19 protein-coding genes are annotated in these 15,594 nt (G+C 59.7%); 4 read left to right on the top strand and 15 right to left on the bottom strand.

Going from position 1 to position 15,594, the window contains the following annotated elements:
• Positions 1-59 precede the first annotated feature (59 nt).
• The 7 genes from ACK9YZ_RS17205 to ruvC form a co-directional block, all read right to left on the bottom strand.
• Entirely contained in the window at positions 60-572 is a 513-nt protein-coding gene (locus tag ACK9YZ_RS17205; protein WP_416064629.1) for an NUDIX hydrolase, read from the bottom strand.
• Positions 573-576: 4 nt separating this feature from the next.
• Positions 577-1,479, bottom strand: coding sequence for a metallophosphoesterase (locus ACK9YZ_RS17200; RefSeq protein ID WP_416064628.1), 903 nt, complete (start codon positions 1,477-1,479; stop codon positions 577-579).
• On the bottom strand, positions 1,480-2,520 hold the full coding sequence (gene ruvB / locus ACK9YZ_RS17195; protein ID WP_216758925.1) for a Holliday junction branch migration DNA helicase RuvB: 1,041 nt from the start codon (positions 2,518-2,520) through the stop codon (positions 1,480-1,482).
• A 67-nt stretch (positions 2,521-2,587) separates the two neighbouring features.
• On the bottom strand, positions 2,588-3,202 hold the full coding sequence (gene ruvA, locus ACK9YZ_RS17190) for a Holliday junction branch migration protein RuvA (RefSeq protein WP_216755816.1): 615 nt from the start codon (positions 3,200-3,202) through the stop codon (positions 2,588-2,590).
• A 12-nt stretch (positions 3,203-3,214) separates the two neighbouring features.
• Positions 3,215-3,634 carry a type II toxin-antitoxin system VapC family toxin gene (locus tag ACK9YZ_RS17185; protein WP_216755815.1) on the bottom strand — a complete coding sequence of 140 codons (420 nt, stop codon included), beginning with the start codon at positions 3,632-3,634 and terminating at the stop codon, positions 3,215-3,217.
• Positions 3,612-3,872 (bottom strand): AbrB/MazE/SpoVT family DNA-binding domain-containing protein, encoded by a 261-nt coding sequence (locus tag ACK9YZ_RS17180; protein WP_416064627.1) that lies wholly within the window; start codon positions 3,870-3,872, stop codon positions 3,612-3,614. Before ACK9YZ_RS17180 ends, ACK9YZ_RS17185 begins: the two co-directional genes overlap by 23 nt.
• Before the next feature lie 55 nt (positions 3,873-3,927).
• A complete protein-coding gene (gene ruvC / locus ACK9YZ_RS17175; RefSeq protein ID WP_216755814.1) occupies positions 3,928-4,437 on the bottom strand; it encodes a crossover junction endodeoxyribonuclease RuvC in 510 nt (169 codons plus the stop codon).
• A 248-nt stretch (positions 4,438-4,685) separates the two neighbouring features.
• Between ruvC and ACK9YZ_RS17170 the strand changes: the two genes are divergently transcribed.
• The 3 genes from ACK9YZ_RS17170 to ACK9YZ_RS17160 all read left to right on the top strand — a co-directional run bounded on the left by ACK9YZ_RS17170 (position 4,686) and on the right by ACK9YZ_RS17160 (position 8,605).
• Entirely contained in the window at positions 4,686-7,001 is a 2,316-nt protein-coding gene (locus ACK9YZ_RS17170) for a methyl-accepting chemotaxis protein (RefSeq protein WP_416064626.1), read from the top strand.
• 7 nt (positions 7,002-7,008) lie between these two features.
• On the top strand, positions 7,009-7,503 hold the full coding sequence (locus ACK9YZ_RS17165) for a GNAT family N-acetyltransferase (protein WP_416064625.1): 495 nt from the start codon (positions 7,009-7,011) through the stop codon (positions 7,501-7,503).
• A gap of 100 nt (positions 7,504-7,603) precedes the next feature.
• Positions 7,604-8,605, top strand: coding sequence for an LLM class flavin-dependent oxidoreductase (locus ACK9YZ_RS17160; protein WP_416064624.1), 1,002 nt, complete (start codon positions 7,604-7,606; stop codon positions 8,603-8,605).
• Between the two features lie 71 nt (positions 8,606-8,676).
• Here ACK9YZ_RS17160 and ACK9YZ_RS17155 read toward each other — a convergent pair whose 3' ends face one another.
• Complete coding sequence (locus tag ACK9YZ_RS17155) at positions 8,677-9,423, bottom strand: YebC/PmpR family DNA-binding transcriptional regulator (protein ID WP_216755810.1); 747 nt, start codon at positions 9,421-9,423, stop codon at positions 8,677-8,679.
• Between the two features lie 174 nt (positions 9,424-9,597).
• On the opposite strand from ACK9YZ_RS17155, the gene ACK9YZ_RS17150 reads away from it, so the two are divergent.
• Positions 9,598-10,101 carry a pyridoxamine 5'-phosphate oxidase family protein gene (locus ACK9YZ_RS17150; protein ID WP_216755809.1) on the top strand — a complete coding sequence of 168 codons (504 nt, stop codon included), beginning with the start codon at positions 9,598-9,600 and terminating at the stop codon, positions 10,099-10,101.
• A 29-nt stretch (positions 10,102-10,130) separates the two neighbouring features.
• On the opposite strand, the gene ACK9YZ_RS17145 is transcribed toward ACK9YZ_RS17150, so the two are convergent.
• The 7 genes from ACK9YZ_RS17145 to ACK9YZ_RS17115 form a co-directional block, all read right to left on the bottom strand.
• Positions 10,131-10,976: an MBL fold metallo-hydrolase gene (locus ACK9YZ_RS17145; RefSeq protein WP_416064623.1), complete on the bottom strand. Its 846-nt coding sequence runs from the start codon at positions 10,974-10,976 to the stop codon at positions 10,131-10,133.
• Positions 10,977-11,071: 95 nt separating this feature from the next.
• Positions 11,072-11,896 (bottom strand): TIGR00282 family metallophosphoesterase, encoded by an 825-nt coding sequence (locus ACK9YZ_RS17140; protein ID WP_416064622.1) that lies wholly within the window; start codon positions 11,894-11,896, stop codon positions 11,072-11,074.
• A 3-nt stretch (positions 11,897-11,899) separates the two neighbouring features.
• Positions 11,900-12,487, bottom strand: a complete 588-nt coding sequence (locus ACK9YZ_RS17135) for a 5-formyltetrahydrofolate cyclo-ligase (protein WP_416064621.1) — start codon at positions 12,485-12,487, stop codon at positions 11,900-11,902.
• Positions 12,484-12,870, bottom strand: coding sequence for a MarR family winged helix-turn-helix transcriptional regulator (locus ACK9YZ_RS17130; protein ID WP_216755805.1), 387 nt, complete (start codon positions 12,868-12,870; stop codon positions 12,484-12,486). Before ACK9YZ_RS17130 ends, ACK9YZ_RS17135 begins: the two co-directional genes overlap by 4 nt.
• 97 nt (positions 12,871-12,967) lie before the next feature.
• Complete coding sequence (locus ACK9YZ_RS17125) at positions 12,968-13,765, bottom strand: hypothetical protein (RefSeq protein ID WP_416064620.1); 798 nt, start codon at positions 13,763-13,765, stop codon at positions 12,968-12,970.
• Positions 13,766-13,805: 40 nt separating this feature from the next.
• Complete coding sequence (locus tag ACK9YZ_RS17120) at positions 13,806-14,720, bottom strand: NAD-dependent epimerase/dehydratase family protein (RefSeq protein WP_416064619.1); 915 nt, start codon at positions 14,718-14,720, stop codon at positions 13,806-13,808.
• Entirely contained in the window at positions 14,717-15,541 is an 825-nt protein-coding gene (locus ACK9YZ_RS17115) for a glycosyltransferase (protein ID WP_416064618.1), read from the bottom strand. Before ACK9YZ_RS17115 ends, ACK9YZ_RS17120 begins: the two co-directional genes overlap by 4 nt.
• Positions 15,542-15,594 lie beyond the last annotated feature (53 nt).

Here is a 15,594-nt window from a genome sequence, read left to right as displayed (position 1 = left end):
TCTTTGTTTTCAAGCAATTCCGGACGCAAAAACTGCTTCACACTTTTGCTGGAATAGCTCTAATCCTTGTCGTCGAGATCGCCGTCGCGCCACACCAGGTGACGAGGTGAGGTGGGCAGGTTTTCGATCTCACCGGCAAGGAAATAGGGCGGAATATCGAGTGCCGTCAGAGCCTGAAATGTCGCGGGCACCCATTTGAATTCCAGATGGTTGTCGCCATCCTCCACCCGGTGAATGATCTCTTGCGTGCGGAAGGGGAAATCCTGGGGTATTTCCATGAGATAGTAGAAGCCGAGTTCGTGCCAGTCGCGCCCCTCGTAACGGAAGAAATTCTCGACGGTCCAGAGCAGACGGCTGACTGTGACCTCGACGCCGAGTTCTTCCATCATCTCCCGCTTCAGCGTTTCCTCGGAGGTTTCGCCGATCTCGGCACGGCCGCCGGGAAACGTCCAGAAAGGTTCGTGAACGGCGCGATGGACAAGCACGTGGCCGTCGCGAAAGCCGAGTCCGGCAATGCGGTAGTTGAAGCGCTGGCTGCCTGCATTGAGGCGAACGACAGTTCTCTTGGGCATGATATTATCCGAGGTCGATAACCACTATCTCCGGCGGAATGCCGAAGCGCACGGGCGCGATGGAGCAGCCGAGCCCGCCGGAAACGATGACGTTCCGACCGTTTTCTACAATATGGCCATAGGCATAGCGATCGCCATAACGCGAAGGCACGATCGGCGAATAACCGAGAAGACGGATCTGTCCGCCATGCGTATGGCCGGAAAGAGTGAGCGACACACGTTCGGGCACGCGCGGAAAAATATCGGGCTCGTGGGCAAGCAAGACAATGGGCGCGTCGTCGGAAACCTGCGCGAGCGTTCCGTCGAGATCATCGAGACCCTGCATTCGGCTGCGGCCCCATTTCCTCCCCGGCAGGAGCGCCAGCTGGTCCTCCAGACCTGCCAGCCAAAAGCCATGTCCGTCCTTTTCCAGCCGGATGGCGCGATTGCTGTAGACGGAGATACCCGCTTCAGTCAAAGCTCTGTGTCCGAAGGTGTCGCCTCCACCATTCATCTGTGCGGTTCTGTCTTCCCACCAATCATGGTTGCCCATGATCGCATGAACGCCGAGCGGGGCCTTGAGCGTTGCCAGCGCCTTCGACCATTCACTGGAATGGACATAGCGCGTCACCATGTTCATGCCGGCCGCGTAGTCGCCGAGCAGGAGTGTGATATCACCTTCCAGCTCGTTGGCGCGGGCACAGATCGAAGCGATGCGGTCTTTGGACATCCAGGGTTCGCAGGCATGGAAATCGGCCAGTGCGACAAGGCGCAGCTTCAGGCCGGGAGTCCATCCCGGCGGGGTCAGCCTGTAGCGGGAAATTGCCAGCCGGGCCAGCGGTTCATAGGCGAAGGCATATCCGCCGAGTGCCATGAGGCCTGCAAAGCTGCCGCCCATGAGTTTAAGAAAGCCGCGCCGGCTGATCAATCAATCGTCCTCCCGGAACAGCCCGAACTGCGCAGCCTCCATATCCTTCGGCGGCTGCATGCCAAGATGTTTCCATGCGATTGCGGTCAGAACGCGGCCACGCGGGGTACGCTGGATGAAGCCCTGCTGGATCATGTAAGGCTCGATAATGTCCTCGATCGCGTCGCGTGGCTCGGAGAGGCCGGCGGCAATGGTTTCGATGCCGACCGGGCCGCCGCCGAAATTGACTGCGATCATGTTGAGGTAGCGCTTGTCGAGCTGGTCGAGGCCGACATTGTCGACCAGCAGGCGGGTCAGCGCCTCATCGGCGATCTCGCGGGTGACGGCTTCGGCCTTTGCGACTTCGGCGAAGTCGCGCACGCGGCGCAGCAGGCGGCCGGCGATACGCGGCGTGCCGCGGGCGCGCCGCGCAATCTCGCGGGCGCCGTCATCGGTCATGCCAAGGCCCATCAGGCGGGCGCCGCGGCGAACGATCAGCTCCAGTTCCTCCACCGTATAGAAGGAGAGGCGCACCGGAATGCCGAAACGGTCGCGCAGCGGCGTGGTCAGCAGGCCGAGGCGGGTGGTGGCGGCAACGAGCGTGAATTTCGACAGGTCGATCTTTACCGAGCGGGCGGCCGGGCCTTCGCCGATGATGAGGTCGAGTTGGAAGTCTTCCATCGCCGGATAGAGGATTTCCTCGACCGCCGGGTTGAGGCGGTGGATTTCGTCGATGAAGAGAACGTCACGCTCTTCGAGATTGGTCAGCAACGCGGCCAGATCTCCGGCCTTCGCAATGACGGGGCCTGAGGTGGAACGGAAATTGACGCCGAGTTCCTTCGCCATGATCTGCGCCAGCGTCGTCTTGCCGAGGCCCGGCGGACCGACGAAGAGAACATGGTCCAGCGCTTCACCGCGGTTCTTGGCGGCTTCGATGAAGATCTTGAGGTTGGCGCGCGCCTCCGCCTGGCCGGTGAATTCGTCCAGAGACTGTGGGCGCAGGGTGGTATCCAGGTCTTCGCCACGCTTTTCAGGCGTTATCAGGCGGGCATCCGTCATCAGGCATTTCCGTTCAAAGCTTGCTCAAGTCCATACACCAAGCGGCAGCCATTGACACCCTGCCGTGGCATCAACGCGAAAGTTCCCGCAGGCCGAGACGGATCAGCTTGGCGCTGTCTGCGTCCTCGCCGGCCGTCTTCATGGCAGCGGCAACCGCGTTGGCAGCCTGGTCTCGCGAATAGCCGAGATTGGTCAAGGCCGAGACGGCGTCAGCCACGGGAGCTGGAGCTACACCTTCGCCAATCTCCTGTTTGAGGCCGATATTGATCGCCTCGCCGGCAAAGGCAGGCGCCTTGTTCTTAAGTTCGGTGACGATGCGGATCGCGACCTTGGGGCCGACCCCCTGGGCGCGTGAGACGGCGGTCTTGTCCTGGAGGGCGATTGCATTGGCAAGTTCGGGAGGGGTCAGGGTCGAAAGGACGGCAAGCGCCACCTTCGCGCCGACGCCCTGCACGCTCTGCAGCAGGTTGAACCATTCGCGTTCGAGCTGCGTCTGGAAACCGAAGAGCTTGAGCTGGTCCTCACGCACATAAGTTTCGATGAAGAGCACACAGGCTTCTCCCACGGAACCGAGCTTCGAGAGCGTGCGCGACGAACAATAGGCGACGTAGCAGACGCCATGCACATCCACGAGCACATAATCGTCACCGATCTCGTCTATGGTGCCTTTCAGCTTGCCGATCATGATCTTGTTCCGTCAGGGATGAGTTTCAGGTGAAATAATATCGAGCGAAGGGAAATAGGAGCGGTAGCGGGACGCATCACGGGTCAGCAGGCGGTGCCGATGCCATTCCGCGTGGGCAGCAACCAAAAAATCGGGAAGCGTCCGTTCCCGCTGGCCACCCGCAGTCCGATAGTGACGATGAGCTTGCCCTGCACGGAAGGCTGCCTCGAAAGGCAAGTTCTCTCGTTCAAGATTAAGCCAGGCAAAGGCAAGCAGAAGCTTCTCCTCTGTCAGCGGTGCGGCGCCGAGCTCAGCCCAGACGACCGGGGTCAGCACCAGATTTCCCTCAGAGGCGCAACGTTTCAGCGCGTCAAGCGACCAATGGCGAAATGAGCTTTGCGGTCCCAAAATGTCGATGAGAATATTCGTGTCAATGACGGTCGAGATCTTCACGCGGACCTCTTAGCCATTCCATATATTCATCCGTCGTCATGCCATCGAAGTCCAGTAGTCCCTCTACGCTGGCAGCCCATTCCTCGAAGTTGCGAATCTGTAAGCTGTTTTCGTTGACCTTCACCAAAAGGGCTGCATCGTCTTTCGCGATAAACTCCACCTCAGATCCCGGGACGATTCCAAGTCTGTCGCGGATTTCCTTAGGGATGGTCACCTGGCCTTTTTCGGTCACGCGCATGGTAATACCTCTGCGGTAATACCTAGCTGTCGGCCCGGAACAAGTCAAGAACAAATCAGCCGGCGAGTGCCTGTCGCATCTTGTTTCCGCCGCGGTGATGGGCGTGGCAGATGGCGATCGCCAGGGCGTCGGCGGCGTCGTTGCCCTTGAACTCCGCCTTTGGCATCAGAATTTTCAGCATCATATGAATTTGCTGCTTATCGCCGTGGCCGACGCCGATGACAGTTTTCTTCACGGCGTTCGGCGCATATTCAGACACCGGGAGGCCGGCGCGGGCCGGCACCAGCATGGCGATGCCGCGAGCCTGGCCGAGCTTCAGGGTGGCCACCGCATCCTTGTTGACGAAGGTCTGTTCGACGGCGGCCTCATCCGGCTGGTAGGAATGGACCACATCGGCAAGGCCGTCATGCAGCTGGCAAAGGCGGGAAGCGAGGTCCATGTCGCCATCAGAAGTGACTGTTCCCGAGGCAACGAAGCGCAGAGAATTGCCGAGCGTATCGATGATGCCCCATCCGGTGCGGCGAAGGCCGGGATCGATACCGATGATGCGAATCGTGTTTTGCATGGTTCACCCTATAGCGATGGCGAAATAAGTGCCATTGATATGTGAACAAAGCAAAAACATACCTTGTTTTTGCGGGATCGCATTTACCGCGAATTAAACCGGATGCCTGAATTCTAATCCATCAAATGTCAGAGGGCTGACTTTCGCAAAGCTTAAGGCTTCCGATGGTCTGTTTTCAGTTCAACCGGCGGGTGTTGTCTTCGTGATTCCACTCGCCGGCGGCGCCGTTTCGGAAGGGTTCGTTTTTCATGGCTCAGAGATTTCAGTCCCTGTCCTTCAAGGTGATAGCCACCTTCATCCTGCTGACCACGCTTTCGGTCGCTGTCATCAATATCCTCGCCTATTTTGCCAGCAGCCGCGTTTCCGACGAGCAGGCGCTGAAGGCCAAGGAGAGCGTACTGATCTTCCGCGGCGACATGCTGCAGGATCAGCTTGTACAGCTTGAGAATCAGGCGACCTCGATTGCGCGTATCGAAGCGCTGCAGATGGCGATCACCAGCCTGAAGAGCGGCTGGAAGACAATCGAGAAAAGCTCGGGCGATGCCCGCGGAGAGCTGAAGAAGGTCTTTGTTACCAACAATCCGAACCCGGCCGACCAGCGCGAAAAGCTTGCCAAGCCGGAGGCGCCGAGCGGATTCTATTATTCGAACCATGAGAAGACGCAAAGCGAAGTAGCCCGCGATCTCGCTGACACGGCCTTCGGTGACTTCCTGATCGTCGATCTCGACGGCACCGTGCTCTATTCCTACAAGAAGAATGACGATTTTGCCGAAAACCTGAAGTCGGATGCCTGGAAGTCGACCGGCGCGGGTATCGCCTATGCCAAGGCGATCGAGAATACCGCCAACGCGACTGACGATTCCGCGCCGACGGCCTTTTCCGGCCTGCGCGTCGATGCCAAAAGCGGCAAGTCGGCGATCTTCTATGCCGTGCCGATCGTCAAGCTCGGCCAGGCGAAGGGTCTGATGCTGTTCAAGGTGCGCGACGATGTCGTCACCAGCATTCTAGCGAAGGGTATCGTGGCCGGCGGCACGGCACAGGCGGCGATCATTTCAAGCGACGGCTCGGCCGTCGGTCTTAATGCATCCGGCCAGCTTGCGACGCTCGATACTGCGCCGTTCACCTTTGCGAAGGATGCGCTAGCGAGCTCGGCGATGACGGTTGCGGATTTCGAGCGCGCCGATGGTGCAGCACGCGCTTATGTGCGCGGCATCGACTATCGCGGTGACCGGTTCCTCGTCGTCGAAAGCGTGCTGCTCAGCGAATTGAATGCCGGCTCCATCGAGATCGCCACGCTGCTGACCTGGATCGGCATCGGCGTTCTCGTCATCATGGCTGTTGCCACAGGGCTCATTACCAACTTCCTGTTCTCGCCGCTCGCCCGCCTTGCGGGCGTGACTCGCGAAGTCGCTGACGGCAATCTGGAAGTCGAGATCGGCAGCCAGAACCGCAAGGACGAGATCGGCACGATGGCGCAGGCGCTTGCTCGTTTCAAGCAGTCGCTGATCGAAGGCCGTCAACTTGAAGCAGCAAGCGAGCAGACGCGTGCGCGGGCCGAAAGCGAGCGCCAGCAGAACCTTGCGCAGCGGGAGGCGGAAGCCCGCAGCCTGCAGGATGTCGTCGCGGCGCTTGATGACGGGCTTCATCACCTTGCGAGCGGCGATCTTGCCTATCAGATCGAAACCCGCTTCCCGAGCGAACTCGAAAGCCTGCGTGTGAACTTCAACGAGGCGCTGGCAACGCTCAGCGAAACGATGACGGCGATCGGCGGCAATTCGATGGCTGTACGCGCCGGCTCCGAGGAGATGCGCACAGGAGCAGATGAACTGGCCGGCCGCACCGAGCGGCAGGCAAGCTCGATCACCGAGACGGCCAATGCGATCAACGCGATCACTCAATCGGTGCGCGTGCAGATCGAACGGGCCGAACAGGCCGAGCGTATCGCCCGCGATGCCAAGAAGGAAACGGTCGGCTCCAGCCAAATCATGCGCGAGACGATTGCGGCGATGGAAGCGATCCAGGCCTCTTCGCGCCAGATCAACACGATCATCTCCGTTATCGACGATATCGCCTTCCAGACCAATCTGCTGGCGCTGAATGCCGGCGTCGAGGCAGCGCGTGCCGGCGAAAGCGGCAAGGGCTTTGCGGTCGTCGCCATGGAAGTGCGCGAACTGGCGCAGCGGTCTTCGAGCGCCGCCAAGGAAATCTCCAGCCTGCTGCAGAAATCCACGCATGAGGTCGAAAGCGGCGTGGCGCTGGTCGAACGGGCAGGGCTGGCGCTGATCGGCATCGGCGGCCATGTCGAGGCTATCAACGGTCAGATCAATGAGATCATGGAATCGACTCGCGAGGAGGCCGATACGCTGCGGCAGATCAACAGCGCGGTCGCCGAGCTTGATTCCATGACGCAGCAGAATGCGGCGATGGTCGAGGAGACGACGGCCGCGATCCATCGTCTGGCAACGGAAGCTGTGGAGATGGACCGCCAGCTCGGCAATTTCACCCTTGCCGAAGGATATCAGCAGCACAGCGCCGACGTGCATCAGCTGCGCAGGCGGGCCTGATCGCATCATGCTGATCCGGTTCGAAAGGCCTGAGGATGCGGATGCCATTCACGAGCTGACTTGGGTGGCGTTCGAGCCGATGCCTTACAGCAACAATACCGAAGCGCGGATCGTCAGGGATCTTCGTGGGTCGGGTGATTTGACACTGTCGCTCGTCGCCGAAGAAGGCGGGCAGATCATCGGCCATGTCGCCTTCTCGCCCATCACAATCGGTGACATCAAGGATGGGTGGTATGGGCTCGGGCCGATTTCGGTAAAGCCGGAGCGGCAGCGGCAGGGGATCGGCAGAGCGTTGATCCTGAAAGGGCTCGATCTGCTGATAGCGCGTGGTGCGAGGGGCTGCGCGCTGATCGGCGATCCCGCGGTTTATCGCGGCGCGGGCTTCGAAAGCGATGGAAAGCTGACTTATGGCGATCTCGATACGGGATATGTCCAGCGGATCGTCTTCAAGGGATCGCCACCATCAGGCGCATTGAAATTCTCCCCGGCTTTCGACGAATGACGGTTATTTTCCGCGGCAGCTTTTGTTTGCGCCGCGATTTGGAATAGCGCCATAGCGAACCTACATAAGCCGCACTCCCATTCTTGCGCGGCAGGTTTCCATGGTTCCCTTTTCCATTCTCGATCTTTCCCCTGTGGCAGACGGCACGACCATCAGCCAATCCTTTGCGGCGTCGAAGCTCATGGCACAGAAGGCGGAGGAATTCGGCTATACGCGCTTCTGGATGGCGGAGCATCATGGCATGCCCGGTGTCGCGAGTGCGGCGACTTCGGTCATTCTCGGGCAGATCGGGGTGGTGACGAAGACCATCCGCATCGGCTCCGGCGGCGTGATGCTGCCGAACCACGCGCCGCTCGTCATCGCCGAGCAGTTCGGCACGCTGGAAGCGTTGTTTCCTGGCCGCGTCGATCTCGGTCTCGGCCGCGCGCCGGGAACGGACATACGCACGGCGCAGGCACTGCGGCGCAACCTCGACGCGGGTGCCAACAGTTTTCCTAATGATGTGGTGGAACTGCAGCAGCTTCTCGGTGCACCGAGCGAAAACCAGGCGATCCTCGCCGTACCGGGCAACAACTCGCACATCCCAATCTGGCTCCTCGGCTCCAGCCTCTACAGCGCCCAGCTTGCGGCCATGCTCGGCCTGCCCTTTGCCTTTGCCTCGCACTTTGCGCCAGACATGCTGCTCGATGCGATCGCGATCTATCGCGACCGTTTCCAGCCCTCGGCCGAACTCGACAAGCCATATGTGATGGTCGGCGTCATGGGCGCGGTTTCTGAAACGGATGAGGAGGCGCAGTATCACTTCACCTCGGCCCAGCAGCAGTTCGTCAACCTCAGGCGCAATGTGCGCGGGCCATTCCCGCGGCCGGTTAAGGATATGGATGCCTTTTGGTCGCCGATGGAAAAGATGAATGTGGAGCACACGCTGCGCTACGCCGTCGTCGGTTCGCCGGCCACGGCAGAAGCCCAGCTCAATGAGTTCCTCAAGGAGACGCAGGCGGATGAGGTCATTATCTCCATGCCGATCCATGATATCGAGGCACGATTGAAATCGGTGGAGCTCTTTGCCGGACTCGGCAATTTCATGCGAGCTGCGGCCTAGCCGCCAGGGTATCCCAGCAAACAAAAACCCGGCGGAATGACCGGGTTTTCGATTCAATATCTTGGATGGCTTTAAGCCGAGAGCTTGGCCATAACCTCTTCCGAGACTTCGAAGTTCGAATAGACGTTCTGCACGTCATCATCGTCTTCCAGCGAGTCGATGAGCTTCAGAAGCGACTGGGCTCTTTCCTCATCGACCGGCACGTTGTTCTGAGCGCGCCAGACGGCTTTTACGGTTTCGGCTTCGCCGAGGGACGATTCGAGAGCCTTGGCGACGTCGCCAAGAGCTTCAAAAGCGGTCGTGATGTAGTGACCCTCTTCATCGGTCTCGACATCGTCGGCGCCTGCTTCGATGGCGGCTTCCATGATCTTGTCGGCATCGCCGGCAGACAGCTTGTAGGTGATTTCGCCGACATGATCGAAGGAGAAGGACACCGACCCGGTTTCGCCGAGTGCGCCGCCGGCCTTGGTGAAGATCGAGCGGACGTTGGAGGCGGTGCGGTTGCGGTTGTCGGTCAGAGCCTCGACGATGATCGCCGTGCCGCCCGGGCCGTAGCCTTCGTAACGGACTTCGTCATAGTTTTCCGTATCGGCGCCGGAAGCCTTCTTGATGGCGCGGTCGATATTGTCCTTTGGCATAGACTGGGCCTTGGCGTTCTGGATAGCCAGGCGCAGTCGGGCGTTCATTGTCGGGTCAGGCAGACCAGCTTTGGCGGCAACGGTGATTTCGCGCGCGAGCTTGGAGAACATTTTCGACCGCACGGAATCCTGACGGCCCTTGCGGTGCATGATGTTTTTAAACTGTGAATGGCCAGCCATGGCACCCCTGTTCACGTCTCATTGTTCGGAATGGGCCGCCTTATAAGATCGGAAAGGGCGATATTCAAGGAAAAAGCGGCCATTCGGTCCTGCCTTCATGGCTTTATAGGTGGCGGAACAAAGCCTGAGAGGCGACGTTTTCAATCGGACAACGCCAGCAGGAAAGGAACGGCTATGGCAAGCTTCAGTGAAGCCCGTGAACAACCGGCACGTCAGCTCTGGGACCAGATCAACGATATCCATGCCGGCATGCTCGGCCTTTCGGCTGTCGACATGCACATGCAGCCGATGGCACCCAACGTTGATGCGACAACCAATACGATCTGGTTTTATACGAAGACGGATGCCGAACTCGTACAAAAGATCAAACCCGGCAGCCGTGCGCATTTCTGCGTCATCGGTAAGAACCACGATTATCATGCCTGCCTTTCCGGAGTTATCGAGGTGCGCCCCGATCCCGCGAAAATCGAGGAGTTCTGGAACTCCGTCGTTGCCGCCTGGTACGAAGGTGGCAAGAAGGATCCGAAGCTGACAATGCTTTCCATGCATGTCGATGATGCCGAGATCTGGGTGTCGACCGGCAGCAAGCTGAAATTCGGCTGGGAGATCGCGAAAGCCAATTTCGACGAGGAGAAGATGCCCGATGTCGGCATCAAGCGGCATTTGCAATTTGCGTGAGACAAAGGCTTGGGGTCGAGTCAGCCTTTTTACTGCACATCCTTCATTACGTAGATCAGCGGCTTTTTCGGCAGCGTGCGCAGCGAAACGGTGATGCTGTTGTCGGGTGCATAGTTGACGTCGAAACCATTGCTGAACATCGAGATGAAGGCGTTGACCGGCGGCCCGCGGCGATGCATCGGCAGGATCAGCGACGAGCGCAGCCGCTTGATGACGCGGCTCATGCTGTCGGCTCCCATGGTCAGACCGCCATCGACCGGCACCATGACCACGTCGAGCCGACCGATTTCCGTATAATGGGTATCGGTCAACTCGTAATGCAGATGGCCGAGATGGCCGATGCAGAGGCCGGCGGTCTCGAAGATGAAGATTGAATTGCCATCCAGTTGCGAGCCACCCAGCCCATAGCTGAAACGGATATCCGTCGTCACATTGCGGATATAGGCGTCGCCGACAACAAGATTGATCCTGGCCTTTTCGCCGGGGATGTCGCTCCACCCGTGCAGCACGTGCTTGATGCCGGGATCCGGGGTAAGGGTATAATGCGTCGAGTGCGCCTTGTTCATGGTGACGACGTCAGGCGTGACGGCCGGCCTATACCAACCATTATAATCCGTGGCGATGACGATGCCGCCAGGAGTCTCGATTTCGAAGGTTGAATGGCCGAGATAGGTGAACTTGACATCTTCACCCTCGGAAACTGCAGGGACTACCGGCGCCACACCGGAGAAGCTCGCGAAGGTGGCCTTGGGAATATTCTGAGCGATTGCCTGGCACTGGCTGACCGGTCTTCGATCTTCCTGGGCTGCGGCAAGGTTCGGCACGTTGAAAATTGCAAGACATGCGATAGCGAGGACAAGACAACGCGGCTTCATGCCACCCCTCCGGCGCTTTCACGACGCCGAGAGGATGCGGCATGCTGTCGCGGCGGTCCAGACCGGATATGCTCACAATTGCGTGTTGCGAGGTGCTAGCGCCAGAACTCCGGGATCGTTTCGGCAAGCCGTGGGCCAAGGCGCAGCGGAGCGATCTTTTCGGCGAGTCCCGTCGCATCCGAAATCTCCACACCGACGCCGCAGATGGTGGCGGGGCCGGTCGCGGCTTCCATGCGGCCTTTCGGCATCTTGGAGATGAAGCGGTTCAGTGGTTCTTCCTTATCCATGCCGAGCGAGGAGTCGTAATCGCCGCACATGCCGGCATCCGACATATAGGCGGTGCCGCCGTTCAGGATCTGCGCATCGGCAGTCGGCACGTGGGTGTGGGTGCCGACGACGAAGCTGGCGCGCCCGTCGACGAAGTGGCCGAAGCATTGCTTCTCGCTCGTCGCTTCCGCGTGGAAATCGAAGATGATCGCATCGGCCTGTTCTTTCAGAGGGCAGGCGGCGAGGATCGTCTCGGCGGCCTTGAAGGGGTCGTCGAGCTCGGGATGCATGAAGACACGGCCCATGATGTTGGCGACGAGAATGCGCGCGCCATTGCGCGCATAGAAGAGGCCGGAGCCGCGGCCAGGCGTTCCCTGCGGATAATTTGCCGGTCGCAGGAACTGGTCGTGGCGGCCGGCGAAGGCGACGGCGTCCTTCTGGTCCCAGACGTGGTTGCCGGTCGTCACCACATCGGCGCCTGCATTGATCGTTTCCAGAAAAATGTCTTCCGTGATGCCGAAGCCGCCGGCAGCGTTCTCGCCGTTGACGATGACGAAGTCGAGTTTCAAGTCGGAAACGAGGCCGGGCAGGCGGTCCCATACCGCGGTTCGTCCCGTCTTGCCGACCATGTCACCCAGAAATAGCAGTCGCATTCCTTATCCAATCCGTGAGGTAAAATGGCGCAGGCCGCTTTCCGTCAGGATGGCATCCAGGCTTATGTCATGCGGCTCAGCAGGTACCACTGCCACTTCCTGGCAGTCGAATGCAATGCCGATCAGCTTCGGGGACAGGCCTTTTTGTCTGAGACGGTCGATTGCCCGGTCGTAATGGCCCGCGCCGTAGCCGATTCGATGGCCGCGGGAATCGAAGGCTGAAAGCGGCACAAGCATGATATCAGGGTCGAGGACAGCAGCATCCTCACCTGGACCGACCGTGCCGAAGCCCGTGCTGATAAGCGCCGCGCCGTGGGCGAGTTCCCGAAAGACGATGGTCTGCTTGTCGATGATGGCCGGCACGCAGAGGCGGGCGCCGCGTCCGCGCCACCGTGCCATCAGGGGCTGCAGGTCAGCTTCCGAACGGATCGGCAGGAAGCCGGAAACGATGGTGCCGGGTTCGAACGCAATCGCATCGCCGGCATGAGCGGCCATGTCGAGGCTCTTGGCGGTACGCAGATCGGCTGGAATGGCGTCCCGAAGTGCCAGACGCTCGGCGCGCAGTTGGGCTTTCAATTCCTTTGGCGTCATCTTTGATTCCGTATGGCTATCCGGCGAAGATAGCCGCTCGTCGGTAATTGCAACAGGTAAAAAGGGCCTGTTCTTCGCCTGTTTGCGTCTCGTCCTGAAAATGGGGCGTAGGCGAACTTCAGCATGATTTCCGATGCGTCCATCAAGGTCTTGCGTTCCTCCGGCGTCAGATGGCCGTCCATCACTTTTTCCAGCCAGGCGCGGCGAGCGCGAATGTCCTCCGGCAGCATTTTGCGGCCATGAGCGGTGATCGACAGTTCGATCTGGCGGTGATCGGTCCCGCTACGCGTGCGGACGATCAGCGTGTCACGCGGCAGCGCGGCGATAATGTGAGTGACCGATTGCGGCTGCAGATGCGTGCTGCTCGTCAACCAGGCGACCATCCATTTCCGGCCACAGGCGGCAGCTTCGAAAGCCTAAAGCAATTTCGGCAAACTGTGCCGCGGTATTGCGTCGGGAATTGCGTGAAAATGAGCGTTTTTAGACCACGATGCTGGAAGGAATGGTTGCCGTCGGCGCTGCAGCCGAGAGGTCATTCACAGCCGATTGGGTGGCTCCGATCGCACCTTCGGCAGCGGCATCGCGGTTTTTCTCACGCAGGTCGCGCATGGCTTTTTCAAGGATCTGCTTCAGTTCGCGAACGATAGATTTGAATTCTTCCATCGTCTTGCGGTCATCGGCCGAAATCGCCGACGATTTCGGACCGTCTTCGACAATCTCCTGATACGCTTTGCGGGCGTGAGCGGCGCCATCCGTTTCAGCCGTATCCGTGCCGTCGCCGGTTTCTTCGGTTGTCGCCTCGGTATTCTGCGTTGCCTCGGGGGAGGCCGTTGCATTGCTTGCGACGACGTCGGCGGCTGCCGCACCGGAAGTATCGGCGGTTGCAGAAGCGGTGATGGCAGCAGCAGTCGCCTCAACACCGGTTGCGGCACTTGCGCCGGAAGAGCCGCCGGTCGCGACGGCCGAGGCGAATTCGGAGGCCGCAGCGCCGACCTTGCGTGCAAGTTCGGCGGCAAGGCGGGCGATTACCTCCGGCGGGAAGCCTGCCGTCTTCAGCGCCTGCAGTTCCTGCTTGGCTTCTTCGAGCTTGCGCTGGGCGCGGCTCTTCGCATCGTCAGCAGAGCTTGCGAGCGAGTTGCGTACCTGCTCCAACGCGAGCGATTGCCGCTGGATCTTCAATACGCCGGTATCGGGCTCTTCGCCGGTAGACGGAACGCCGGGTTGTGCCGGCATTCTGCCGCGCAGAATGGAGGACGCTGAAACGGTTGCGAGCTGCATAGGATACTCCCCGGTTACATTTGGGGCGTACTCTGCCAGATCAGACTTGCGTGGAACTTGGCCGCAGAGTCGATTTTGTCTCGGCCAAATGCCGCATCGTCTGCGCGAAAAGGGGCATGCCACCAGGCTTCCAGCCGAGCGCAACAATCTTGCGCGTATTCATGGCACAAAGGTCTGTCTTGTCCGCCGCCTCGGGCAGCGGGAAGGGACAGTCGACGTGTTGCCGGATCGGGGAAAGAATATCTCTCGTATCGACGGCGATGTCCGAGACATTGAAGGCCTCGCCGGAGATCCGGGTCGTTTCGGTTTCGAGCATCAGCCGCACGGCGCTGCCGAGATCGCGGCCATGCACTTCGGTTCCGGCGCGCGGGGAAACGGGCCGCCCGCCGAGATAGTCGCCAATCAACTCGTCCCATTTGTTCGGCACGTGATCGCCATAGATGCCTGTTGCTCTCAGGCTTACTCCCGTAAAGCTAGGCCCGGAAAGATGGGCAAGAGCCCGCTCCGCATCGAGCTTGACCTGTCCGTAGAGTGTTTCTGGTATGGATGACGTGGTTTCGAAAAGCTCGGTGCCCGGCGCATGCTCGCCATAGGCGGCGCGGCTGGAGATGAAGATGCAGCGGCGGGTGCCGGCGCGCTTGGCCTCGTCGAAAAGCTTGACAGTGCCATCGAGGTTCAGTCGTCGAAATGCCTTGGGATCATCGCCTTCGCCGCCACGATATTTTCCCGCGACATGGCTGAAGGCTGCGTGCACGAAGAAATAGGCATCATCGAAGGCGCCGATATCGTTTTCGTCCGGGTCGAGCGAAAGCGGGGTGAAATCAACGGGGCGGGAGAAGAAGCGGGGAAGAGGCGCATGTCGCGCACCGACGATCACCTGGTATCCGGCTGAAAGCAGCTCTTCGACGATATAACGTCCGACAAGACCCGTTCCGCCTGATACCAGTACTTTCATACAACCTCATCCGGGTTGGCCAGAGATGCAATCTCCGGCACATAACTGCCAGTATGAAAATCATGCCACAAATCGATCAAGGGTTGTAGCCTTGCTGCCTTGGGATGATCCTTTTCCCACGGTTTTTCATACTGATAGTGCAGGACCGAGATGCTCTTCCAATCCCACAGCGCCGGCATTGTGAACCAGACATATTGCAGCATGTTGAAATATACGGGCAGGCCGTGCCAATCGGGGAAGAACGTTTGGAGGAAGCTTTGGTCGGTGCGCCGCCAGAAGATGTCGGGTTGGTCCAGGAGTTCCAGCATCCGTCTGAAGGTTTCCTCCGAAGGGCGAGCAACGAAAACGCCGGAATTCATGCGGTGGAAATCAGCAAGGCTCTCATAGACATTCGGCGCCGCGGAGAATTCCGGATAGGCGAAGAGCCTGTCGATATTCTTCAGGACGATTGCATCTGCATCGATGAAAACGCAGCGCTCATATTCGACGAGTTGCCAGAGGCGGAGCTTGCAGAAATTATCGAGAGGTGAATGAAAAGCCGGCTTGCGGCCCTTGGTGAAGGGGGCGGCGGCGTGGAGATTGCCGCGTGCATGGCGCTCGTTGAAAGCATCCGACAACGGCAGATGCTCGACCTTGATCAGTCGACAACCTAGGGCCTTCAGCGGGGCGAGGGCGGCGGCGTCGACACCGCCGGTATGGAGGACGACGATAGTGGCCTCGGTGCCGGTGCGGCGCAGGGAGTTTGCCAGCGCATTGGCGCCCATGGCGTAATCGGCGTTGGTGACGAGTGTGACGTAGGCGAAGTGCGGCGCAGGTGTCATGGACGGAGGGCGCTCCCACATGCGCCCTCAATGACGCGCGCTCGGCACTTCAA

The sequence above is a fragment of the Rhizobium sp. ZK1 genome (assembly GCF_047782645.1).
Taxonomy (GTDB): Bacteria; Pseudomonadota; Alphaproteobacteria; order Rhizobiales; family Rhizobiaceae; genus Rhizobium.
Note: the sequence above shows the minus strand (reverse complement) of the source record. Positions and strands in the feature narration are given on the sequence as shown.